Here is a 20,761-nt window from a genome sequence, read left to right as displayed (position 1 = left end):
TGACCGATCAGTTGTCGGCGGTCTCGTAGTCGGACCGCTCGGTTATCCGCGGCTCGCGCGGCGGGCGGCCGACGACCTCTTTGAGCTCATCCAGTTCGATGAAATTGTCCGCCTGGCGGCGCAGATCGTCGGCGATCATCGGCGGCTGGCTGCGAATCGTGGACACGACCGACACCCGGACGCCCTTGCGCTGTAGCGCCTCGACCAGCGGGCGGAAGTCGCCATCGCCGGAGAACAGCACGATGTGATCGACATGGGGGGCAATCTCCATGGCATCGACTGTCAGTTCGATATCCATGTTGCCCTTGACCTTGCGGCGGCCCTGACTGTCCACGAATTCCTTCGCCGGTTTGGTCACCATCGTGAAGCCATTGTAATGCAGCCAGTCCACCAGCGGCCGGATCGGAGAGTAGTCGTCATTCTCCAGAAGCGCGGTGTAGTAGAAGGCCCGGAGCAGTTTGCCCCGCTGCATGAACTCCTGTCTGAGAAGTTTGTAGTCAATGTCAAAGGCGAGCGCCTTTGCCGCTGCGTACAGGTTGGAGCCATCAATGAAGAGCGCCAACCGTTCGTCCCGATAAAACATGATTTCTGGTCCCGTGAGTGATAATCGTCGACCGCGACCGGTGTATGTGAAATGAAATGGCCTGAATCACGATCAACAATGAACGTCGAGAATAAGTGATCGGGCGCGCTTTGCAACGACCAGACCGTAACATTTCTTTCACAAACGCCGTAATTGCGGCGGGTTCTAACCTATCGGATATGGACAATATATCCGAAGGTATAGTTTCCAAAGCGATTTCTGATGTGGCGCGGCTGGCGGGTGGGAATCCGCTGGTGTCGCGATTCTACCGGACCCCGGCTTTCCCCGCCGGATCAGGGCCGGATTTCGTTAATGCGGCGTTCTCCATCGACTGGTCGGGGACGCCCGAAGCACTGCTGGCGCTACTGCACCGGGTCGAGGCGGAGGCAGGCCGCACCCGCACCCACCGTTGGGAAGCGCGGGTGTTGGATCTCGATCTTGTGGCGTTCGGTGATTGCGTCCGCCCCGATGCGACGACCCAGACCGAATGGCGCAATCTGCCGCTTGAACAGGCTGCGACCCGCGCGCCTGACCGTCTGATCCTGCCCCATCCGCGATTGCAGGAGCGGGGGTTCGTTCTGGTTCCGATGGCAGATATTGCCCCCGACTGGCGGCATCCGCTGACAGGCGAGACGGTGACCGAGATGCTCTCGGCCCTGTCGCCCGCGGAACTGGCTGAAATCCGCCCGATTGAAGGGGATTGGGGCCTTGTCTTTCCGGGGAGCGGTGGATAAGTAGGGACCTTGCGCCCCCCCTCCTGCAACACATTCCGGAGAATGATATGGCCCGCGTGACGGTTGAAGACTGCGTTGACAAGGTTCCGAACCGGTTCGAACTGGTGATGCTTGCCGCCCACCGGGCGCGCGAAATCTCGGCTGGCAGCCCGATCACCGTGGATCGTGACAACGACAAGAACCCGGTCGTGTCCCTGCGCGAGATCGCCGAGGAAACCCAGCTGGCCGATGACCTGCGCGAGCGCCTGATCGAGTCGAACCAGACCCAGATCGAGGTCGATGAGCCGGAAGAGGACGCGATGGCCCTGCTTCAGGGTGTCGAAGCCGACCGCCCCGCCGCCGACGACATGTCGGAAGAGCAGATGCTGCGGCAACTGATGGAAGCGCAAGGCCAGCGCTGAGGCTTCTGATCGGAACAGGACAGGCATGATCGACGTCGAAGACCTTCTGAGCCTGGTCCGCAACTACAACCCGAAATGCAACGAGGCCCTGCTGCGCGGGGCCTATGCCTATGCCAAGGACATGCATGAGGGGCAGTATCGCCGGTCGGGTGAGCCCTATTTCACGCACCCGGTCGAGGTGGCCGCGATCCTGACCGAGCAGCGTCTTGACGACGCCACCATCGCCACCGCGCTGCTGCATGACACGATCGAGGACACCAAGGGCACCTATGGCGAGATCGCCGGTCGGTTCGGCGCGGATGTGGCGGAACTGGTCGATGGTGTCACCAAGCTGACCAATCTGGAGCTTTCCAGCCGCGAGACCAAGCAGGCCGAGAACTTCCGCAAGCTGTTCATGGCCATGTCCAAGGATCTGCGGGTCATTCTGGTGAAGCTTGCCGACCGGCTGCACAATATGCGCACCATCAAGCATATGCGCCCCGAGAAGCAGGCGCAGAAGGCGCGCGAGACGATGGATATCTATGCGCCGCTTGCGGGCCGCATGGGGATGCAGTGGATGCGGGACGAGCTGGAGGACCTGTCCTTCGCCGTTCTGAACCCGGATGCGCGCAAGTCGATCATGCGCCGCTTCGTGACGTTGCAGAAGGAATCGGGCAACGTCATCCCCAAGATTACCGACGATATCGAGCTGGAGATGGAAAAGCACGGTGTCACCGGCGATGTGCTGGGGCGGGCGAAGAAGCCCTTCTCGATCTGGCGCAAGATGCAGGAGAAGGACCTCGCCTTCTCGCGTCTGTCCGACATCTACGGGTTCCGCGTGATCACCAATAGCGAGGATGATTGCTACCGCGTGCTTGGCGCGATCCATCAGCGCTGGCGCGCGGTGCCGGGGCGGTTCAAGGACTATATCAGCCAACCCAAATCGAACGGCTATCGCTCGATCCACACCACGGTGTCAGGCCGCGACGGCAAGCGGGTCGAGGTGCAGATCCGCACCCGCCAGATGCACGAGGTGGCTGAGGCGGGGGTTGCGGCGCATTGGTCCTACAAGGATGGGGTGCGGGCCGAAAACCCCTTTGCCGTCGATCCCGCGAAATGGCTGGCCGGGCTGACCGAACGCTTCGAGATGGCCGAGGATCATGACGAGTTCCTCGAACATGTGAAGCTGGAGATGTATTCCGACCAGGTCTTCTGCTTTACGCCCAAGGGCGATGTGGTGAAGCTGCCCAAGGGCGCGACGCCGCTGGATTTCGCCTACGCGATCCACACACGAATCGGCCATAGCTGCGTGGGGGCCAAGGTCGATGGCATTCGGGTGCCGCTCTGGACCCGGTTGAAGAACGGCCAGTCCGTCGAGATCATGACCGCCGAAGGCCAGAGCCCGCAGGCCACATGGATCGACATCGTGACCACGGGCCGCGCCAAGGCCGCGATCCGGCGGTTGCTGCGCGAAGAGGACCGGGGCCGCTATATCCGGCTTGGGCAGGAACTGGCGCGCGTGGCGTTCGAGCATGTGGGCAAGAAGGCCACGGACAAGGCGCTCGAAACCGCTGCGAAGACCATGCACATCGCCAGTGCCGACGAGGTTCTGGCCCGAATCGGGGCTGCGGAGCTGTCGGCGCGCGAGGTGGTGGCCAAGCTCTACCCCGAACTGGTGGGCAAGCCGGAGTCGCAAGAAACCGTCGGTCGCCCGGTGATCGGCCTGCCAAGCGGGGCCGAGATGAACCGGGCCCAGTGCTGCCAGCCGGTACCAGGGGAACGGATCGTGGGCGTGCCCTACAAGGGCCGGGGGCCGATTCTGCACGCAATTGACTGCCCGGCCTTGGCCGATCTCGACGCCATGGCCGACAACTGGATGGATGTGCACTGGACCGAAGGCCGCCACGCTGCCGTTCACAACGTCACCATCAATGTCACGATCAGCAACGATCAGGGTGTCCTGGGGCGAATCTGCACATTGATCGGCGAACAGAACGCCAATATCTCGGACTTGCACTTCATTGACAGGAAACCGGACTTTTTCCGCCTCCTTATCGATATAGAAGTAAGAGACGCCGAGCATTTGCACGCCGTGATGATGGCCGTTGAGGCCGACAGTGATGTTGCCACGTTGGAGCGCTTCCGGAACCTGGACCGGCGGCCCTGACGCGGGAAGAGCTTTGGAGGGCGAACACCCCATGGTGTTCAAGCGCAGAGATTCCCGCCACTGGATGACAGTGGTCGCGCACTGGTTCTACCCGCGGGGCGGGTGGGGCCGGGCCATCCAGTATATCAAGTATCGCCTTCACCGCCTGCCCGGCACCCCCGAGACCATCGCGCGCGGCGTGTTTGCCGGGGCGTTTACGGTATTCACCCCGTTCTTCGGCCTGCATTTCATCATTGCGGCTTTGATTGCCCGGCTCATGCGCGGAAACATCCTGGCCGCGCTGCTGGCGACCTTCATCGGCAATCCGCTGACCTATCTGCCGATTGCGCTGATCTCGATCCATACCGGGCATTTCCTGCTTGGCACCGAGGCGGGGGGAATCGGCGGCAATATCGGCCAAGCCTTCGCGGGGGCCTGGCGTGATCTTAAGCATAACTTCCTGGCCATGTTCACGCCCGAGCGCGCCCATTGGGACGAGTTGCTGTCCTTCTACAATGATCTGTTCTTTCCGTTCATGGTTGGTGGCATCATTCCCGGGCTGATCTGCGGCACGGTCTGCTATTACCTTTCGGTCCCTGTGATCCGCGCATATCAGCAGCGACGCCTTGCCAAGCTGCGCTCGAAGATGAACAAGATGCGCAGGCAGGCCGAGAACCGGGCCGACTGAGCCCTTCGGGGCGCGTCTTGTAGGAGAATGATCATGACCAGCCGTCCCCGGCTCGGGGTAAATATCGACCATGTGGCCACCGTTCGGAACGCACGCGGCGGCGATGTGCCGGACCCGGTGCGCGCCGCCCTGCTGGCCGAAGAGGCGGGGGCCGACGGCATCACCGCGCATCTGCGCGAGGATCGGCGCCACATCTCGGATGACGATATCGAACGGCTGATGGCGGCGCTGACCGTGCCCCTGAATTTCGAGATGGCCGCGACGGACGAGATGCAGAAAATCGCCCTGCGTCACAAACCTCACGCGGTGTGTATCGTGCCCGAAAAGCGCGAGGAACGGACGACTGAGGGCGGACTGGAAGTGGCGCGCGAGGAAAACCGGCTGGCCCATTACATCGCGCCGCTTAGGGACGCGGGCTGCCGGGTGTCGATCTTCATCGCCGCCGACAAGCGCCAGATCGAGGCCGCGCACCGCATCGGGGCCGAGGTGATCGAACTGCATACCGGCGCCTATTGCGATGCCCATGCCGAGGGTCGCTTTGACGACCGCGACCGGGAATTGGACGCGTTGCGCGAGATGTCGGCCTATGCCCATTCCCTGGGGCTGGAGGTGCATGCGGGCCACGGGCTGACCTATGACACGGTGAAGCCCGTTGCGGCCTTCCCTGAGGTCATGGAGCTTAATATCGGGCATTTCCTTATCGGTGAGGCGATTTTCCGTGGCCTCACCCCCGCAATCCACGAAATGCAGCGCCTGATCGAGGAGTCCCGCGCATGAGGACCCTTCCCCTGACCCTCGTCGCCATTCTTGTCGCCACACCGCTTGCCGCGCAGTCCATGCGCGATTGCGACACGTTCGAGGCCAATGCCCGCAACATCTATGGTCCCTACGCGGAAACGATCCGCGAATTCGCCAATGGCGCGATCCGGGTGATTGCTCTGGATGTCGGCGAACCGGCGGGCGGGAGCTTCCATGTCATGGTGACCCATCCGCACCCTGACGAGCCCTGGCAGCACTGTGCCCTGATTTCGAGCGAGAACAATATCGGCTTCGGATGGCTGAACATGGCAGAGGTGGAGGCCAGCTATGACCCCGCAATCGGCCTGAGCGTGACGATCCCCATCGAATCTGTCAGTGGCGTGGCCAGTTGGGACCAGATCCTGACCATCACGGTCAATCAGGCCACGGGCACCGTCACCCCGGTGCTGAGCGGGAATGCACCGGCCCCGGCGCCGACGGGCAGCAAATGACCGGCTATGAGTTTGCAGCGCTTCTGCTGGCCTGGGGTCTTGCGGGCGGCAGTCCCGGACCCGCCACGCTGACCATCGCGGGCACGGCCATGGGGCAGGGGCGGCGCGCGGGCGTGCTGACCGGGGCGGGTGTCTGGGCCGGGTCTGCGCTTTGGGGTCTGGCGGCCATGGCTGGGATGGGGGCGCTGATGCTCGCCAATGCGTGGATCGCGGAAGGCTTGCGCTATGTGGGTGCGGGGTACCTGCTGTTTCTTGCTGCGAAATCCCTGCGCTCGGCACTGACGCCGGGCAAGAGCATGGCCCTGCGCGACGCCGGGACGACGGGTCATTTCCGGCGTGGCTTCCTTGTGCACCTGACCAACCCCAAGGCGATTCTGGCCTGGGGCGCGGTCTATGCTGTCGTCGTGCCGCCCGGCGCGCCTTTGGTCACGCTTCTGGGCACCTTCGCTGCCTTGTCCACGGTCTCCGCCGTGATCTTCCTGGGCTATGGTATGTTGTTCTCGGGTCGCGGGGTGGTGCGGGTCTATCAGGCCGCCCGCCGCTGGTTCGAACTGGCCTTCGCGGCGCTTTTCGGGGCGGCGGCGATCAAGATTCTAACGGCGCGGCTGACATGATCGAGCATGTGGTCATGTTGGGGCTGACGGATGCCTCCGACCTGGGTGACTGCCGGGATGTGATGGATGGTCTCGGTCGCCTAACGGGGGAGATCCCCGGATTTCTCAGCCTGAGCCATGGCGTGAATATCGACATGGAAGGCAAGTCGCCGGGCTACCCCTATGGCTTCATCGCGCGGTTCGAAAACCGGGACGCATTGGCCCGCTACGCCGCCGATCCCCGCCATCAGGCGCTTGGCGCGCGGCTTGTGGCGCTGTGTGGCGGGGCGGACCGCATCACCGTTTACGATATCGAGAGGGACTGAGATGATCCTTGGCGTTGGCACCGACCTGGCCAATATCGAGCGCATTCAGGGCGTGCTGGACCGCCATGGCGACCGCTTCCGCAATCGCGTGTTCACCGAGACAGAACAGCGCCGCGCCGAACGCACCCAGACCCCCGCCGCCACCTATGCCAAGAGATGGGCCGCGAAAGAGGCTTGTTCCAAGGCGCTCGGAACCGGATTGCGCATGGGGATCGCGTGGAAGGATATGGCCGTCACAAACCTGCGCACCGGCCAGCCCATCATGCATGTGACGGGATGGGCACGCGAACGGCTGGAGTCCATGACACCCGAGGGAATGGAGGCCGCAATCCATGTCAGCCTGACCGACGACATGCCCTGGGCGCAGGCCTTCGTGGTGATTTATGCCTATCCCGAGGGCATGGGCTGGCAACCGGCACCGCCGACGCCCCCCGGACGGTCGCTTGCTTGACTCTTTCCCCCCGACCCATCATGTCAAAAACCCGTAAAGTCGCGTAGAAAAAGGCAGGACCCATGGCAGCAGCAGCCACGAAGAAGGACGGCATCTGGGAAACCGTGAAAACGGTGATCTATGCCCTTCTGATCGCAGGGGTCTTCCGCACCCTGTTCTTCCAACCCTTCTGGATCCCGTCCGGGTCGATGAAGGACACGCTGCTCATTGGCGATTTCCTGTTCGTCAACAAGATGGCCTATGGCTATTCGCGCTATTCCTGCCCGTTTGCGATGTGCCCCTTCTCGGGCCGCATCTTCGGCGCGGAACCTGAGCGCGGCGACGTGGTTGTATTCCGTCATCCGGTGAACGGTACCGATTTCATCAAGCGCGTCGTGGGCCTGCCCGGCGACCGCATCCAGATGCGCGACGGGGTGCTCTATATCAGCGAATACGATGCCGAGACCGGCACCAATGCCGATTGGGTGGCCGCCGCGCTGGAACCGCAGGATCCGTTTATCGAGACCTTCGAACCGCAAGGCCCGGTCCAGCATCGCCCGCGCTGTTCCAACGCCCCCGTGGGCCTTGGCGGCGATTGCGAGAAGGAACGGTTTACCGAGACCCTGCCGGGCGGCGTCAGCCATTCGGTGCTGAACATCGAAGACGGCAGTTTCGGCGACAACACCCCGGTCTTTACCGTGCCCGAGGGCCATTACTTCGTGATGGGCGACAACCGCGACAACAGCCAGGACAGCCGTTTCCCGCAATCCATCGGCGGTGTCGGCATGGTGCCCTATGAAAACATCATCGGCCGCGCCGACCGGATCATGTTCTCCTCTGCCGGGGAACGGATGGTCTATTTCTGGACCTGGCGCCGTGACCGCTTCTTCCGGGCGATCGATTGAAGCTCGCCAAGGACCTCATAGCCTTCTGCGACCGGTTGGGTCATGAGTTCGAGCGCCCCGATCTGTTGATCCGGGCGCTCACCCATTCCTCGCTGTCTTCGCCCACGCGACCCGACAACCAGCGGCTGGAATTTCTGGGCGACCGGGTGCTTGGGCTGGTGTTGGCCGAGGCGGTTCTGGACCAGGACAAGGATGCGCCCGAGGGCCAGCTTGCGCCACGATTCAACGCGCTGGTGCGCAAGGAAACCTGCGCCGATGTGGCACGCGAGATCGACCTCGGCGCGGTGCTGAAACTGGGCAAGTCCGAGATGAAGACCGGCGGGCGGCGCAAGAATGCGCTGCTTGGTGATGCGATGGAGGCGGTGATTGCCGCCGTCTATCGCGATGCGGGCTATGAGGTGGCGCGCGACATGATCCTGCGGCTGTGGGGGGACCGGGTGGCGAAGGTCGAGGCAGACTCTCGTGACCCCAAGACCAGCCTGCAGGAATGGGCACAGGCCCGCCGCATGGCCCCGCCGACCTATGTGGAGGTTGCCCGGTCGGGTCCCGATCACGCGCCGGTTTTCGTCGTCGAGGTGCGGATGGAACAGGGCGAAACGGCCCGGGCCGAGGCCGGATCCAAGCGCCAGGCGGAACAGGCGGCGGCCCGGGCGATGCTGGCGCGGCTAGCCAAACCGTGACCGCGGCAGGGATTTCGCCGTGCCTTCGGCACGTCGACCCGCGCGGCCCTGACGGGCCGCGAATTAGGCTCTTGCAAGAGCCTTCCGCCGCTTCGCCCCTTGGTCGTCAGAGAACTGGTCAGGCGGGGGGAAACCCGCTAAACGCGGCCATGACTGTTGAAGGATGCGAAAGATCATGACCACACGCGCGGGCTTTGTCGCCCTGATCGGGGAGCCCAATGCGGGCAAGTCGACGCTTCTGAACCGGATGGTCGGGGCCAAGGTCTCGATCGTGACCCACAAGGTGCAGACCACGCGGGCGCGAATCCGGGGTGTGGCGCTGGAAGGCGACAGCCAGATTGTCTTTGTGGACACGCCGGGGCTCTTCCGTCCGCGTCGCAGGCTGGATCGCGCCATGGTGGCGGCGGCCTGGACCGGGGCGGCGGATGCGGATCTGGTGGTGCTGCTGATCGAGGCGCATCGCGGGCTGACCCATGGCGCGCAGGCCATCCTCGACGGGCTGAGCGAGCGCGCCGGCGGACGCCGAGTGGCGCTGGCCATCAACAAGATCGACCGGGTCAAGGCCGAGGACCTGCTGGCCCTGACGCAGAAGATGAACGAGGCATTCCCGTTTGAGAAGACCTTCCTGATCTCTGCCGAGAAGGGGCATGGGGTGGACGACCTGCGCCTTTGGCTGGCCCAGAACCTGCCCGAAGGCCCCTGGCTCTACCCCGAGGATCAGATCGCCGATCTGCCGATGCGGATGATCGCGGCGGAAATGACCCGCGAGAAACTGACGCTTAGGCTGCACCAGGAACTGCCCTATCAGCTGACCGTCGAGACGGAAAACTGGGAGGAACGCAAGGACGGCTCGGCCCGGATCGACCAGGTGATCTACGTCGCCCGCGACGGGCACAAGGGCATCCTTCTGGGTAAGAAGGGCGAGACGATCAAGGCCGTCAGCCAGGCCGCACGGGCGGAACTGGAGGAATTCCTCGGCCGCAAGGTGCACCTTTTCCTGCAGGTCAAGGTGCGCCCCGGCTGGCTGGACGAGGCTGAGCGCTACTCTGAGATGGGGCTGGATTTCCGCGACGGGAACTGACCGGGCCTAGCCAAGCCGAGATTGCCGCCAGTCCACACCGATGGAGACGAGGGCCCCGACGGCGGCCAACATGCGCAGAAGATCGGGAATGATGCCCGTGACCGTACCGGACATGACCGCCAGATTGAGCAGGAACATTGCAGCCAGCAATCCCCAGGAGCGCTTGGACAAAGTGAAATTCATTGGACTGGACCTTCCCTGTAACCGTTACATGAGCATGGGTCGGCGCGACGAGCGGTTCGGTTCAAAACGAGGCGCAGAAAGATGCGATTGACGACGGAATTCTGGGTCAAGGCCTATCTGGCGCGGCTGCGGCTTGCCGATATTCCCGCTTATGTGGTGGCCCATGGGGACGATACCGGTGGTGCGGTGCTGGTGAAGCTGGCGACGCTGGACGGGAAGGCGCGGCTTTTCCAGCGCAGTTTCGACCTGATGACCGGCGAGCGGGCCTGGATCGTTCTGACCGAGGGCGGCGAGGCCGAGGTGGATGGCTCGATCCGGCGGCAGCGGGACATGGACCCGGATCTGTGGGTGATCGAGCTGGAGGACCGGGCCGGGCGGCATCTGCTGGACGAGCCGGGCCTGACCTGAGCGGTTTCGCCGCCTCCGGCGTCGACCCGGGAGCGTGCCTCCTCAACCCCCGGCTTGCGCCGGAGGCCTCGGAGACCCGCATTGCCATGGACAGGTGGCGGGCTCAGGTCTGCTGTATTTAGCGCTTGGACAAATCCGCCAGCCCGATAGGATCGGCCCCATGGATTGGCGTGACGAGGGCGTTCTTCTGGCGGTGCGCAAGCATGGCGAGAGCGCCGCGATCATCGAGGTGTTTACCCCGTCCCGCGGGCGGCATGCGGGCGTCGTGCGCGGGGGCGCAGGGCGTCGGATGGCGCCTGTTCTGCAACCCGGCGCGCAGTTGGACGTGGTCTGGCGGGCGCGGCTGGAGGATCATCTGGGGGCCTATACGGTCGAACCCCTGCAAGGGCGGGCGGCCGAGGTCATGGGCGATCCGCTGGCCCTGGCGGGGCTGACCGCCGTTTGCAGCCTTCTGTCCTTCTGCCTGCCGGAACGGGAACCGCACCCGGAGTTGTATGCCAGGTCCATCGGCCTGCTGGACGCGCTCGGCGCCGAGAAATGGGGCTATGCCTATCTGAGATGGGAACTGGCACTGCTCGATGAGATGGGCTTCGGGCTCGACCTCAGCGCTTGTGCGGTCACCGGCAAGAATGACGATCTCGCCTATGTCTCGCCGCGCACCGGCCGCGCTGTGACCCGCACCGGGGCGGGGGATTGGGCCGACCGGCTGTTGCCCTTGCCCGCCAGCCTGTTGGGGCGTTCGGATGCGGGGGCGGAGGATGTCCTGAGCGGTCTGTCCGTCACCGGACATTTCCTGTCCGGGCATCTGGCCAGGGCGCTTGGCGAAAAGCCGCTGCCTGCCGCGCGCCAAAGGTTTGTGGACCGGTTGGCGCGGGGTCAGACACGGCCCTGATCCATAAGCCATTGGGCGGTGTCAGACAGGCTGTCGCGGGGATCGCGGAAAGTCATGTCCAACATGTCCCGCGCGCGGCTGGCATCGACATCGGTGCGGACCCCGAGCGCAGGCACGATGGATCGGATCGCCGGGTCGAACAGCCCGAGGAAGCGGACGACGACATTCGGCGCGCGACGGGTCACGATCTTTCGGTCCGGGAACGCGCGGGCCAGATGCTCGGCCATTTCCGTGAACCAGAGGAAATCGGCAACCCCGATCAGCCGCTGCCCGATGGTTTCGTCGCGCTGCAAGGCGCGCAGATGCATTTCGGCGATGTCGCCCACATCGACCGTGGTGAAGCCGAAATACGGCAGCATCGGATCCCGCGCCGCCAAGAGTCGCTCGATCACGGCCAGCGACGTGCCGCAATGGCCGTCAAGCGGTGCGCCGAGTACGAAACCCGGATTGATGGTGGTCAGCCCGATTCCGGGCGCGTCAGAGGCCACCATGTCCCACGCGGCTTTTTCGGCGAGCGTCTTGGAAACGGAATAGGGCGTGATACCCGGATAGGCGGGATCGGACCAGTCGCGCTCGTCATAGGTGGTGCGGCCCGGCGGCAGGTCGCAGCCCGACACCGCCGCAACCGAGGAGGTCAGGATCACCCGCGTCACACCTGCATCGCGCGCGGCACGGATCGCCCGCCTCGCGCCTTCGACTGCCGGGGCGATCAGCTCTTGCGGGTCTTTGGGCTGGACCATGGGAAAGGGCGAGGCCGTGTGCAGGACGACGTCGGTCCCGGTGGCCGCCTCGGTCCAGCCATCGTCGTGCAAAAGGTCGAGCGTGACGGTGGAAAGATGGGTATCGGCCTGACCATCGGGCAGATGGGTGGCAAGCGCGTCGCGCAGGGCCTGCGCCTTGGCGGCATCCCGGACGGAGCCGCGCACGTGATACCCGGCGCGCAACAGGCGCAGGACGATGTGCTTGGCAATATAGCCCGATGCGCCGGTGACCAGAACTGTAGGCATGTGGAGTCCTTTTCGATTTGGCCCCTAGCATCGGGGTTGTACTGCGCAGGTCATGGCCGTGTATTCAATCTGGTGAGATCAAGCGAAATTCCAGCGTGTCGCCTGCGTCGTTGGACAGGATCAGAACGGGGCCCGACACTTCTGCCAGGGTCATGCCAGACAGCGCCGCAAGGAACCTCTGCTCGACTGCCAGATCGGGGCAGATGGCGCGGGTGCTGGCCAAGGGGCCGGGTTCGAACCAGGGGTAGGGGGCTGTCTGCGGGGCCGAATAGCGGTTGCACGGCCCTTGGCCCGAGATCTGACCGCGCGCCGTCAGGTCGAGCGTGATCCGCACCGCCTCGTCGGTCTCCAGTTGCCAGATCCCGGCTGCGTAGCCGGTCACGCTCTCATCCCTCAGGCAGCCCGCAAAGGTCAGTAAAAAGAAAAGCAGCGGTAAGGGTTTGCGCAGGAAGGGGGGCATGCGATCGGGGCTTTCGGCAGGTCCTCGCCAGATTGACAGGGGTTTGCGCCAGATCAAGACAGGATATCGTGAGGCTGATAGTCTCTGTTGGGCATTCGATAGGCAATGCCTAACCTGGGAAGGAGATTTCTCATGCGGAAGTATTTGACCATTACCGCGGTTGTTGCGCTGCTGGCTGGTGCGGCCTGCACCCCCGAAGAACAGATTTATGGCGGCGCGGCGCTTGGCGCGCTTGGCGGTTTTGCCATGGCGGAACTGCTGGACGCGAATACCGGCTGGACCGTCGGCCTTTCGCTGGCAGGTGCTGCCATCGGTGCGGAAGTTGCCCGCAACAACCAGACCGGCCAATGCGCCTACAAACGGGCTGATGGCCGGGTGGACGTGCGTCCCTGCTGACCGGCAGACTGAAAACATCAACCGGCGCAGCCCCTGTCAAAGGGATTGCGCCGGTTCGCGTTTCGGCCCCGGCATCGCGGTTGACTTGGGTCAAGGCCTGCGCCACGGCTCCGATGTAATTGACGCAGACAACATTGCCCTCAGGAGCCCGCCTCATGTCCGACGCCACCGCGCCCTCCGCCACCCGGCTGGAGCATTTCCACGTCACCTTCTTCGCCATCGTCATGGGACTGTCCGGGCTGACATTGGCGCTGCATGCGGCGGAATCGGCTTACGGGCTGTCCTCTCTGCCCTCTGACATCGCCTATTTCGGGACCATCGCGGTGTTCGCGATCATCGCCATGTTATACGCAGCCAAGGCGATGCGGCACGGCGGGGCGGTGCGGGCGGAATGGAATCACCCGGTAAAGCTGGCCTTCTTCCCGGCGATCTCGATCTCTCTGCTGCTGCTCGCAACGGCGTCCCTCAGCCGGTCGGAGGCGCTGGCCGAAACGCTGTGGCTCGCTGGCGCGGCCCTTCAGGCTGTGCTGACGCTGGCGGTGGTGTCCGGCTGGATCGGGACACGGTCCTTCATGCATGGTCAGCTGTCGCCCGCATGGTTCATCCCCGCCGTGGGCAATGTGATCGTGCCGATTGCGGGGGTGCAACTGGGCTATGAGGGGCTGAGCTGGTACTTCATGTCGGTCGGTCTGATCTTCTGGATCGTTCTGCTGACGCTGGTCATCAACCGGCTGGTGTTCCACGACCCGCTGCCGGGCCGGTTGCAGCCGACGCTTGTGATCCTGATCGCGCCGCCCGCCGTGGCCTTCGTGGCCTGGGTGCGGCTGACGGGGAACACCGGGCCTTTCGGGCTGATCCTGCTCAATGCGGCCTATTTCTTTACCCTGCTGGTCGCCATGCAGCTGCCCCGTATCATCCGCCTGCCCTTCGCCCTATCCTTCTGGGCGCTGAGCTTTCCCTTTGCCGCCGTCACCATCGCCAGTTTCGTCTATGCGGGCGCGGCGGAGTCGGCGGCGCATAAGACCATCGGAACTGGGCTGCTGGCGGTGCTGGTGGTGATCATCGCCGGGTTGGTCTTGCGCACGATCAGGGCGATCACGGCAGGTGATATCTGTCAGCCGGAATGATGCTCTGAAAAGAAAACGGCCCGCCGGGTGAGGGGCGGGCCGTCTTTGAGCGGATCGGGTGAGGATCAGCCCAGAAGCCTGCGGGCAATCACCTGCGCCTGAATTTCGGCAGCGCCCTCGAAGATATTGAGGATGCGCGCATCGCACAGGATGCGGGAGATTTTGTATTCCAGCGCGAAGCCGTTGCCGCCGTGGATCTGCAAGCCATTGTCGGCTGCCGCCCAGGCCACGCGCGCACCGAGCAGTTTGGCCATCCCGGCCTCCAGATCGCAGCGCTTGTCGTGGTCTTTCTGCCATGCTGAGTAGTATGTCAGCTGGCGGGCGATCATGATTTCCACCGCCATCATGGCGAGCTTGCCGGAGACGCGGGGGAAATTGATCAGCGACTTGCCGAACTGCTTGCGGTCCTGCGCATACTGCATCGCCACGTCAAGCGCGGCTTGTGCGACGCCGATGGCGCGGGCGGCGGTCTGGATGCGGGCGGACTCAAAGGTCTGCATGAGCTGCTTGAATCCTTGCCCGGTCTGGCCGCCGAGAAGGTTGTCTTCCTTTATCTTGAAGCCGTCGAAGCCGAGCTCGTACTCCTTCATGCCGCGATAGCCGAGCACCTCGATCTCACCGCCGGTCATACCTTCGGTCGGGAAGGGGTTTTCGTCGGTGCCGGGCGTCTTTTCGGCCAGAAACATCGACAGGCCGCGGTGATCGGTCGTGTCGGGATCGGTGCGGGCCAGAAGCGTCATCACATGGGTGCGCGCGGCGTGGGTGATCCAGGTCTTGTTGCCGGTCACCTCCCAGCCCTCATCGGTCTTGACCGCGCGGGTGCGCAGGCTGCCGAGATCCGATCCGGTATTGGGTTCGGTGAACACCGCCGTGGGCAGGATCTCCCCGCTGGAGATCTTGGGAAGCCATTGATTTTTCTGCTCTTCCGTGCCGCCGCAAAGGATAAGCTCCGCCGCGATTTCCGACCGGGTCCCGAGCGAGCCGACCCCGATATAGCCGCGGCTGAGTTCTTCGCTGACCACGACCATGGAGGCCTTGGACAAGCCGAAACCGCCATATTCCTCGGGGATGGTCAGGCCGAACACGCCCATCTCGGCCAGTTCCTCGATGATCTCCATCGGGATGAGTTCATCCTTGAGGTGCCAGTCATGGGCATTGGGTTCCACGCGTTCACGGGCGTAGCGGGAAAACTGGTCGCGGATCATCTCCAGTTCTTCGTCCAGACCGGTGATACCGACGCCGTTGGAACCCGCGATTTCCTGCATGATTTCAACGAGTTTCGTGCGCGCACCTTGCGTGTTGCCGGATTGGGTCAGGGTCATGATCTCGGGCGTCATCAGGGCGCGCTGGTCGTCCTGGGTGAGGCCGATATCTTGCGGTCGCAGCATTTCGCCCTGGCTCATGGGGATGCCGCCATAGATCTGCCAGAGATATTCGCCGAACGCGATCTGGTGCAGCAGCGCCTCGGTCTCGCCGAATTTGCCGTCAGCGGTCAGCCGCTCGGCCCAGGCCTGCATCTGCCGCAGCGCCTCCACATAGGTGGCGAGCCAGGCCAGACCATGAGCAGCAACCTGATTTTCCTCAAGTTTCTTGCCAGAGACACGCCCGTCATGACTGACCTTCCCGCGCAGTCTGGTGGTCGCGACATCCAGCAGGGTTTCGACCGGCGCGATGGCGGCAGCAGTCAGGGTGAGCAGGTCGGGCAGCAGGATGGCCTCGGGCGAATCTGTGGGCATGGGCGCTCCGTCATGCGGCATGGAATCTCTCCGGTCGTTTTGCTGCAAGCGTGATATTCATTTTGCAGGTGCAGCGCAAGAATAATTCGTCCGGGAATATTTTCTGGACAATTTATGTCGCAAGCCTAAGGCGTAATCCGGGGGTGCCCCCCGTACACCCTCCGTACACCCCCTGTACACCCCCCGTGCATACGGAAAGCGGTTTCGCCGCCTGCCGGCGTCGACCGGGGGGCGGCCCTCGTCAAGCCCCTGCGGGGCCCTCCTCGGGCCGCGTTGCCACGGAGGGTTGCGGGCGCGGTGCACAAGAGCCGATCCAGGCGCTGGTGGCACCGGTGGACTGCCTCCGGCGGGAGTATTTTCGCAAGGAGAAGCCCTGGCGCGTCAAGCGAGTTTGCGTGTGGCGCTGGACGCGACGGGCGCGCGCGCTAGGTTTTAAGGAACAATTGGGACAAAAGGCGGGAGCTCGACCATGCGCATGTTCCTTATCACCGTGATCCTCATGCTGATGCCCCTTGGTGCGGCGGCACAGGAGCGGCTGCCCGCGAACCCGGAGGTCGAGAGCACCATCCAGAGCCAGCTGGATGCGTTTTCGACCGGCAATGTCTTTACCGCCTGGACCTTTGCCAGCCCGACAATTCAGCAGATGTTCCAGCACCCTATGTATTTCGGCGCGATGGTGGAGCGCGGCTATCCGATGGTCTGGCAGCCGGGCGAAACGACCTTTCTGGGATTGCGGGAGCAGGGCGACAGGCTGGTCCAGCGGGTGCAGATTCTGGACCCGTCCGGAGGCGCGCATATTCTGGACTACGAGATGGTGCAGATCGACGGGCGCTGGCGCATCGCGGGCGTGACCGTGCTGCGTGGGCAGTATCTGGGTGCCTGAAACCTGCCGCGGGATTAACCGCTTTTTAACCCTGGCCCTGTAAGTCTGGGCATCAACCGGGCCTGACGAAGCGCCCGGCGCTTCTCTCTGAATATCGTGAACAATCGAGACATCCCTCGGGCCAGACACCGCCCGCAGGGGTCGAAGGCGTGGGTTCTGCCCATGCATGCGCAAAAGGGGTTTGACATGAACCAAGTGATCACCGACGGGCTGAACCTGATGCCGCCGGCATTTTCCGAGGGGCTCTCCGTCTGGAGCCGGGAGGACGGCACGCCCGGCACAGATACCTGGGCCACATCCGGCTTTGGCGTGCTGGTGTCGGCGGATCAGGATTTCGGCACCTGTCTGGAGATCCTGAAGACCGAAACGACCACGCGCATCCGCTACATGGCGGAAACGCCGATACTGCCGGGGCTCTATCTGCGCATATCGGCACGGGTAAAGTCGCTGTCGGGTGCCATCCCGTCCGTGCGGATCGCGGGGTGGGCCGGGCAGGCCAACAATACCCATGTCTCCGGGGTGGTCGAAACCGGCCCGACAACGGCGATGACGGCTTATGGTGAGGTGGTGACCGTCTCGGCGATTGTCGGCATCGGGGATCGCGGCGGCGTCGACATGGCCTGGGGCGAGGATGCCGCCTATGGGCATTTCGGGCTGGATTTGACTGGCGGCAATGGTGGCACCATCCGAATCGAGTCGGTCAAGATCGAGGATGTCACCCACGTCTTCCTGCGCAAGATGATGGATTGGGTGGATGTGAAGGATTTCGGCGCGGCGGGCGATGGCGTGACCGATGACACCGGTGCCTTTGCCGCCGCCGATGCCGCCGCCGCCGGGCGCGAGCTGCTGGTCAGCGAGGGCACCTATCGCATTGCCTCGAACCTGACGCTGCAATCGCCGGTGCGCTTTCAGGGGCAGCTTGATATGCCAGACAGCGCGCGGCTGGTGCTGGCTGGCAGTTTCAACCTGCCCGCCTATGCCGATGCCTTTGGCGGCGATGAGTTGCAGGGGTTCAAGAAGGCCTTTCAGGCGATGCTGAACCATGGCGACCATGAGAGCCTCGACATGATGGGACGCCGGGTGCAGCTGGATGGGCCGATCGACATGGCCGCCGTGGTGGGCAACAAGGTGAGCTATGCCAACCGCCGGGTGATCCGGAACGGGCAGTTCAGCTGCCTGCCAAGCGCCAACTGGGATGACGAGGTGCATAGCGCCACCGGTACCTGGACCGTGGCGAACCCGAGCCGTCTGGACAATGTGACCAATGCGGGGTCCATCCCCATCGGGTCGCTGGTGACAGCCGCGCAGGGTGTGGGGCGCGAGATCTACGTGCGCGATGTGAATGCTGCCAACAATCAGGTGTTCCTGTCGTCGCCTCTGGGCGTGCCGCCGTCGAGCCAGACCTATACCTTCACCCGGTTCCAATACATCATGGATTTCGTGGGGTTCGAGAACCTGCAACGCTTCGTGCTGGAGGATGTGGAGTTTCTCTGCGCCGGGGCGGCCAGTGGCATCATGCTGCCGCGTGGCGGGCTGATCTTCCATGTGAAGGACTGTTTCTTCACCGGCCCCAAGGATCGCGGGATAACCTCTTGTGATCAGGGCTGCGCGGGGATGCTGATCGACCGCTGCCAGTTCCTGTCCAATGAACAGGTGCTGCGGGTGCAGGACCGCACGACGATTGCCTTCAACACCAATGCCAACGACACCAAGATCCGCGACAACCGGGCGGTGAAGTTCCGCCATTTCGGGGTGTTCGGCGGAAATGGCAACCTGATCACCGGCAATCACTGGTTCCAGGGGGATAACGAGCCCGATGGCCAGATCAGTGCCGGGATCGTGCTGACCAACACCAACGTCAAGACCACGATCATCGGCAACTACGTGGACAACAGCTATATCGAATGGGCCAATGAACATGACCCGGCACCGGAGCTTTCCGGGGAGTTTTCCTTTGGCGGCCTGACCATCAACGGCAATATCTTCACCGCGAACGGGATTGCCAGTTGGTCGAACTTCATCCTGATCCGGCCGCATGGGCCGGGGCATTACATCAACGGGCTGTCGATCTGTGACAATGTCTTCAAGCATCTCAACGGCGGGGCGCTGGATTCGGTCGATGACGTGGACGACTCGATTGCGCCGCTCGATGGCAGCCGGACCGCGAATTTCCTGATGACGGGGAATGTCTATCACGGGATCACAAAGAACTCGCAAAACCCGGTGACGGTGAAGGTGACGGAAAACAGCGATCTCGACGTGTGGGAGGTCGATCTGCGCGACTGGCTGCCCTTTGAGACCGAGGCGCGGGTGGCGGTGGCGGTGATGCCCGAGGGCGCGGTGCGGTCGGTGTCGAACGTGGCCGTTTACACGATGCCCTATGCCACCACGCGGCATGGGGTCGGGCGCGGCTCGGTGCGGCTGAACTGGTCGCAGCCGGTGCATGGGTCGGTTCAGTTGACGGCGCGGTGCGATACGGTCTGACGGCTCAGCCCGCGGCCCCGCTTCTGGTGCGGGCTGCGGGTTCTTTCCCTTGTGGGCGACGGTATTCGACCAGCTTTTCCCAGCTGTTCGGGTCGAGCAACGCCCACGCACCGGCGTCGACCGTGTAGCCGTAGGTAACCGCGGTCTCGGACGGCAGAAGGAATTTCACCCGGGCGCCATCGGTTTCCAGATGGCCCCGGTATTCGCGTGTCCAGAGCGTGCCGTTTGCGGAATCCAGAACCCAGATGCCGGTGGTGCGTTCGCCGTCGGACCAGCGTTGCAGGTAGGTCCCGTCCTCGCGGAACAGCCATTCGTCCCCATGATCCCGGTCGCGCCACGCCCCGATGGGGGCATCGCCGTCCCCGCCGATCCGGTCGAACCGGGTCCGGCCCCAGATCATCGCGGCGCCATCGGCGGCCACGGTCAGGGGCTGCGCGGGATCGGCAATGTGATAATTGCCATCCTGATCGATTTCATAGGTCGTCTGCTCACCCGGAATGATCCAGATGCCGGGAAGTTCGGGGTCGATTGCCGCGTGGCTCATTATCCTGGCCTTATGACGGTGCCGTTAACCAATATGATGCACCGTTTACCTTACCTTGGCAACAAAACCTGTCCTTTTAGACAAGTCTTAGGTCAGAAGGTGACAAACGATAGGCTTTGCCGAACCCGCCATTGAGGTGGGCGGCGGTCACGCAAAGACGGAGCATCAGGAAATCACTGAAGTCGTAGTAGAGCGTCGCCTTGGGGTGTTGCGACAGGTAGAGCGGTTTGAGGTCGTTCTTATCTGCGGGCTCGGCCCGGCATTGCAGGGTCAGGCGCGGATGGATCAGCGGATCGCCCCGTGGCCCCGGTTCCCCGACCAGAAGCGAGCACTGATTGTTGTGAAACAGGGCCTGGCTGTGCAGGGACAGTTCGGAAATCAGGGTCACCGGCGTGCCATCGCCATCGGTGCCAACGGAGACGCGGGTGACCATCGGGCTTTGCGTGTCGGGGCAGATCACCCCGAGCGAGCCGAACCGCGCCCTACGCAGCAGATCCTGACTGACCGCGCGCGCCTCGTCATCGGTTTCGCGCAGCATCCGCTTGGGTTTCGACATGTTGGGGGCCCCTCCTGCAAGGGGAATACCATCGGCGCGGTTCTGAATAAACATGGCCATAAGTCGAATTCTGGAGGGGTCAGCCCTGTCCCGTGTCATCGGCCACAGGCGCGCGATGCCATGGACAGGAGAGGATATCGGGCGAAATGAACTTGCATCGCGCCCCTATCTTGATCGGTATTCCCTAGCGTAACGTTAACGTCAGCTATGAAATGCGTCAGTCGTGCTACCCCTGTTTGCGTGTTGCGGGCGATCTGGGTAAGGGCTGTGTCCTGAAACGGCGGTGGAG

General features: G+C 63.5%; 25 protein-coding genes. 18 read left to right on the top strand and 7 right to left on the bottom strand.

Translation table 11 applies throughout. The features are described from left to right. Positions 1 to 7 precede the first annotated feature (7 nt). Complete coding sequence (locus ACOOEX_RS15780; protein ID WP_420395726.1) at positions 8 to 583, bottom strand: NYN domain-containing protein; 576 nt, start codon at positions 581 to 583, stop codon at positions 8 to 10. A 179-nt stretch (positions 584 to 762) separates the two neighbouring features. Between ACOOEX_RS15780 and folK the strand changes: the two genes are divergently transcribed. From folK to era, 12 genes are all read left to right on the top strand, one after another. Then, positions 763 to 1,317: a 2-amino-4-hydroxy-6-hydroxymethyldihydropteridine diphosphokinase gene (folK, locus tag ACOOEX_RS15775; RefSeq protein WP_420395725.1), complete on the top strand. Its 555-nt coding sequence runs from the start codon at positions 763 to 765 to the stop codon at positions 1,315 to 1,317. A 47-nt stretch (positions 1,318 to 1,364) separates the two neighbouring features. Further along, positions 1,365 to 1,718, top strand: coding sequence for a DNA-directed RNA polymerase subunit omega (gene rpoZ / locus ACOOEX_RS15770; protein WP_071689033.1), 354 nt, complete (start codon positions 1,365 to 1,367; stop codon positions 1,716 to 1,718). 25 nt (positions 1,719 to 1,743) lie between these two features. Then, positions 1,744 to 3,864 carry a RelA/SpoT family protein gene (locus ACOOEX_RS15765; protein ID WP_420395724.1) on the top strand — a complete coding sequence of 707 codons (2,121 nt, stop codon included), beginning with the start codon at positions 1,744 to 1,746 and terminating at the stop codon, positions 3,862 to 3,864. 64 nt (positions 3,865 to 3,928) lie between these two features. Continuing rightward, positions 3,929 to 4,531: a DUF2062 domain-containing protein gene (locus ACOOEX_RS15760; RefSeq protein ID WP_420395723.1), complete on the top strand. Its 603-nt coding sequence runs from the start codon at positions 3,929 to 3,931 to the stop codon at positions 4,529 to 4,531. A gap of 33 nt (positions 4,532 to 4,564) precedes the next feature. Then, positions 4,565 to 5,308, top strand: coding sequence for a pyridoxine 5'-phosphate synthase (locus tag ACOOEX_RS15755; RefSeq protein WP_420395722.1), 744 nt, complete (start codon positions 4,565 to 4,567; stop codon positions 5,306 to 5,308). Then, on the top strand, positions 5,305 to 5,781 hold the full coding sequence (locus ACOOEX_RS15750; protein ID WP_420395721.1) for a hypothetical protein: 477 nt from the start codon (positions 5,305 to 5,307) through the stop codon (positions 5,779 to 5,781). Before ACOOEX_RS15755 ends, ACOOEX_RS15750 begins: the two co-directional genes overlap by 4 nt. Beyond that, the gene (locus tag ACOOEX_RS15745) at positions 5,778 to 6,395 is read left to right on the top strand and encodes a LysE family translocator (RefSeq protein ID WP_420395720.1); all 618 of its coding nucleotides are present in this window, start codon (positions 5,778 to 5,780) and stop codon (positions 6,393 to 6,395) included. Before ACOOEX_RS15750 ends, ACOOEX_RS15745 begins: the two co-directional genes overlap by 4 nt. After that, positions 6,392 to 6,700 (top strand): Dabb family protein, encoded by a 309-nt coding sequence (locus tag ACOOEX_RS15740; protein ID WP_420395719.1) that lies wholly within the window; start codon positions 6,392 to 6,394, stop codon positions 6,698 to 6,700. Before ACOOEX_RS15745 ends, ACOOEX_RS15740 begins: the two co-directional genes overlap by 4 nt. 1 nt (position 6,701) lies before the next feature. Beyond that, positions 6,702 to 7,151: a holo-ACP synthase gene (gene acpS, locus ACOOEX_RS15735; RefSeq protein WP_420395718.1), complete on the top strand. Its 450-nt coding sequence runs from the start codon at positions 6,702 to 6,704 to the stop codon at positions 7,149 to 7,151. Between the two features lie 62 nt (positions 7,152 to 7,213). Beyond that, positions 7,214 to 8,035, top strand: coding sequence for a signal peptidase I (gene lepB, locus ACOOEX_RS15730; protein ID WP_420395717.1), 822 nt, complete (start codon positions 7,214 to 7,216; stop codon positions 8,033 to 8,035). Then, positions 8,032 to 8,715 carry a ribonuclease III gene (rnc, locus tag ACOOEX_RS15725; RefSeq protein WP_420395716.1) on the top strand — a complete coding sequence of 228 codons (684 nt, stop codon included), beginning with the start codon at positions 8,032 to 8,034 and terminating at the stop codon, positions 8,713 to 8,715. The genes lepB and rnc overlap by 4 nt, the downstream gene beginning before the upstream one ends. A 175-nt stretch (positions 8,716 to 8,890) precedes the next feature. Then, complete coding sequence (gene era, locus ACOOEX_RS15720; protein ID WP_420395715.1) at positions 8,891 to 9,796, top strand: GTPase Era; 906 nt, start codon at positions 8,891 to 8,893, stop codon at positions 9,794 to 9,796. Positions 9,797 to 9,802: 6 nt separating this feature from the next. Here era and ACOOEX_RS15715 read toward each other — a convergent pair whose 3' ends face one another. Next, complete coding sequence (locus tag ACOOEX_RS15715; protein ID WP_306046302.1) at positions 9,803 to 9,979, bottom strand: hypothetical protein; 177 nt, start codon at positions 9,977 to 9,979, stop codon at positions 9,803 to 9,805. An 81-nt stretch (positions 9,980 to 10,060) separates the two neighbouring features. On the opposite strand from ACOOEX_RS15715, the gene ACOOEX_RS15710 reads away from it, so the two are divergent. Both ACOOEX_RS15710 and recO read left to right on the top strand, forming a co-directional pair. Continuing rightward, entirely contained in the window at positions 10,061 to 10,387 is a 327-nt protein-coding gene (locus tag ACOOEX_RS15710) for a DUF1491 family protein (RefSeq protein ID WP_420395714.1), read from the top strand. A gap of 160 nt (positions 10,388 to 10,547) precedes the next feature. Further along, the gene (gene recO, locus ACOOEX_RS15705) at positions 10,548 to 11,279 is read left to right on the top strand and encodes a DNA repair protein RecO (RefSeq protein ID WP_420395713.1); all 732 of its coding nucleotides are present in this window, start codon (positions 10,548 to 10,550) and stop codon (positions 11,277 to 11,279) included. On the opposite strand, the gene ACOOEX_RS15700 is transcribed toward recO, so the two are convergent. After that, entirely contained in the window at positions 11,264 to 12,286 is a 1,023-nt protein-coding gene (locus ACOOEX_RS15700) for an NAD-dependent epimerase/dehydratase family protein (protein WP_420395712.1), read from the bottom strand. The genes recO and ACOOEX_RS15700 overlap by 16 nt on opposite strands. 64 nt (positions 12,287 to 12,350) lie before the next feature. Further along, positions 12,351 to 12,668: an META domain-containing protein gene (locus tag ACOOEX_RS15695; RefSeq protein WP_420395711.1), complete on the bottom strand. Its 318-nt coding sequence runs from the start codon at positions 12,666 to 12,668 to the stop codon at positions 12,351 to 12,353. Between the two features lie 210 nt (positions 12,669 to 12,878). Here ACOOEX_RS15695 and ACOOEX_RS15690 point away from each other — a divergent pair, with 210 nt between their 5' ends. Together ACOOEX_RS15690 and ACOOEX_RS15685 are read left to right on the top strand one after the other, a co-directional pair. Further along, positions 12,879 to 13,142 (top strand): hypothetical protein, encoded by a 264-nt coding sequence (locus ACOOEX_RS15690; RefSeq protein WP_071689016.1) that lies wholly within the window; start codon positions 12,879 to 12,881, stop codon positions 13,140 to 13,142. A gap of 155 nt (positions 13,143 to 13,297) precedes the next feature. Beyond that, positions 13,298 to 14,269, top strand: a complete 972-nt coding sequence (locus ACOOEX_RS15685; RefSeq protein WP_420395710.1) for an SLAC1 anion channel family protein — start codon at positions 13,298 to 13,300, stop codon at positions 14,267 to 14,269. A 65-nt stretch (positions 14,270 to 14,334) separates the two neighbouring features. Here the strand turns inward: ACOOEX_RS15685 and ACOOEX_RS15680 are convergent, their stop codons facing one another. After that, the gene (locus ACOOEX_RS15680) at positions 14,335 to 16,026 is read right to left on the bottom strand and encodes an acyl-CoA dehydrogenase family protein (protein ID WP_420395709.1); all 1,692 of its coding nucleotides are present in this window, start codon (positions 16,024 to 16,026) and stop codon (positions 14,335 to 14,337) included. Between the two features lie 448 nt (positions 16,027 to 16,474). Here ACOOEX_RS15680 and ACOOEX_RS15675 point away from each other — a divergent pair, with 448 nt between their 5' ends. Beyond that, on the top strand, positions 16,475 to 16,888 hold the full coding sequence (locus ACOOEX_RS15675; RefSeq protein WP_420395708.1) for a DUF4864 domain-containing protein: 414 nt from the start codon (positions 16,475 to 16,477) through the stop codon (positions 16,886 to 16,888). 186 nt (positions 16,889 to 17,074) lie between these two features. After that, positions 17,075 to 19,372 (top strand): glycosyl hydrolase family 28-related protein, encoded by a 2,298-nt coding sequence (locus ACOOEX_RS15670; RefSeq protein WP_420395707.1) that lies wholly within the window; start codon positions 17,075 to 17,077, stop codon positions 19,370 to 19,372. Between the two features lie 4 nt (positions 19,373 to 19,376). Here the strand turns inward: ACOOEX_RS15670 and ACOOEX_RS15665 are convergent, their stop codons facing one another. Both ACOOEX_RS15665 and ACOOEX_RS15660 read right to left on the bottom strand, forming a co-directional pair. Then, positions 19,377 to 19,916: a hypothetical protein gene (locus ACOOEX_RS15665; protein WP_420395706.1), complete on the bottom strand. Its 540-nt coding sequence runs from the start codon at positions 19,914 to 19,916 to the stop codon at positions 19,377 to 19,379. A 76-nt stretch (positions 19,917 to 19,992) separates the two neighbouring features. Continuing rightward, positions 19,993 to 20,472, bottom strand: coding sequence for a HugZ family protein (locus ACOOEX_RS15660; protein ID WP_420395705.1), 480 nt, complete (start codon positions 20,470 to 20,472; stop codon positions 19,993 to 19,995). Positions 20,473 to 20,761 lie beyond the last annotated feature (289 nt).

Source organism: Nioella sp., from assembly GCF_965215655.1.
GTDB lineage: Bacteria > Pseudomonadota > Alphaproteobacteria > Rhodobacterales > Rhodobacteraceae > Nioella.
The sequence above is the reverse complement of the archived record's forward strand: the minus strand, read 5'-3'. Positions and strand labels throughout refer to the sequence as shown.

What these genes read in the sequence shown, in the direction of transcription:
- ACOOEX_RS15780 (WP_420395726.1), bottom strand. Translation starts at nt 583, where the DNA reads ATGTTTTATCGGGACGAACGGTTGGCGCTCTTCATTGATGGCTCCAAC.
- folK (WP_420395725.1), top strand. Translation starts at nt 763, where the DNA reads ATGGACAATATATCCGAAGGTATAGTTTCCAAAGCGATTTCTGATGTG.
- rpoZ (WP_071689033.1), top strand. Translation starts at nt 1,365, where the DNA reads ATGGCCCGCGTGACGGTTGAAGACTGCGTTGACAAGGTTCCGAACCGG.
- ACOOEX_RS15765 (WP_420395724.1), top strand. Translation starts at nt 1,744, where the DNA reads ATGATCGACGTCGAAGACCTTCTGAGCCTGGTCCGCAACTACAACCCG.
- ACOOEX_RS15760 (WP_420395723.1), top strand. Translation starts at nt 3,929, where the DNA reads ATGACAGTGGTCGCGCACTGGTTCTACCCGCGGGGCGGGTGGGGCCGG.
- ACOOEX_RS15755 (WP_420395722.1), top strand. Translation starts at nt 4,565, where the DNA reads ATGACCAGCCGTCCCCGGCTCGGGGTAAATATCGACCATGTGGCCACC.
- ACOOEX_RS15750 (WP_420395721.1), top strand. Translation starts at nt 5,305, where the DNA reads ATGAGGACCCTTCCCCTGACCCTCGTCGCCATTCTTGTCGCCACACCG.
- ACOOEX_RS15745 (WP_420395720.1), top strand. Translation starts at nt 5,778, where the DNA reads ATGACCGGCTATGAGTTTGCAGCGCTTCTGCTGGCCTGGGGTCTTGCG.
- ACOOEX_RS15740 (WP_420395719.1), top strand. Translation starts at nt 6,392, where the DNA reads ATGATCGAGCATGTGGTCATGTTGGGGCTGACGGATGCCTCCGACCTG.
- acpS (WP_420395718.1), top strand. Translation starts at nt 6,702, where the DNA reads ATGATCCTTGGCGTTGGCACCGACCTGGCCAATATCGAGCGCATTCAG.
- lepB (WP_420395717.1), top strand. Translation starts at nt 7,214, where the DNA reads ATGGCAGCAGCAGCCACGAAGAAGGACGGCATCTGGGAAACCGTGAAA.
- era (WP_420395715.1), top strand. Translation starts at nt 8,891, where the DNA reads ATGACCACACGCGCGGGCTTTGTCGCCCTGATCGGGGAGCCCAATGCG.
- ACOOEX_RS15715 (WP_306046302.1), bottom strand. Translation starts at nt 9,979, where the DNA reads ATGAATTTCACTTTGTCCAAGCGCTCCTGGGGATTGCTGGCTGCAATG.
- ACOOEX_RS15710 (WP_420395714.1), top strand. Translation starts at nt 10,061, where the DNA reads ATGCGATTGACGACGGAATTCTGGGTCAAGGCCTATCTGGCGCGGCTG.
- recO (WP_420395713.1), top strand. Translation starts at nt 10,548, where the DNA reads ATGGATTGGCGTGACGAGGGCGTTCTTCTGGCGGTGCGCAAGCATGGC.
- ACOOEX_RS15700 (WP_420395712.1), bottom strand. Translation starts at nt 12,286, where the DNA reads ATGCCTACAGTTCTGGTCACCGGCGCATCGGGCTATATTGCCAAGCAC.
- ACOOEX_RS15690 (WP_071689016.1), top strand. Translation starts at nt 12,879, where the DNA reads ATGCGGAAGTATTTGACCATTACCGCGGTTGTTGCGCTGCTGGCTGGT.
- ACOOEX_RS15685 (WP_420395710.1), top strand. Translation starts at nt 13,298, where the DNA reads ATGTCCGACGCCACCGCGCCCTCCGCCACCCGGCTGGAGCATTTCCAC.
- ACOOEX_RS15680 (WP_420395709.1), bottom strand. Translation starts at nt 16,026, where the DNA reads ATGCCGCATGACGGAGCGCCCATGCCCACAGATTCGCCCGAGGCCATC.
- ACOOEX_RS15675 (WP_420395708.1), top strand. Translation starts at nt 16,475, where the DNA reads ATGCGCATGTTCCTTATCACCGTGATCCTCATGCTGATGCCCCTTGGT.
- ACOOEX_RS15670 (WP_420395707.1), top strand. Translation starts at nt 17,075, where the DNA reads ATGAACCAAGTGATCACCGACGGGCTGAACCTGATGCCGCCGGCATTT.
- ACOOEX_RS15665 (WP_420395706.1), bottom strand. Translation starts at nt 19,916, where the DNA reads ATGAGCCACGCGGCAATCGACCCCGAACTTCCCGGCATCTGGATCATT.
- ACOOEX_RS15660 (WP_420395705.1), bottom strand. Translation starts at nt 20,472, where the DNA reads ATGTCGAAACCCAAGCGGATGCTGCGCGAAACCGATGACGAGGCGCGC.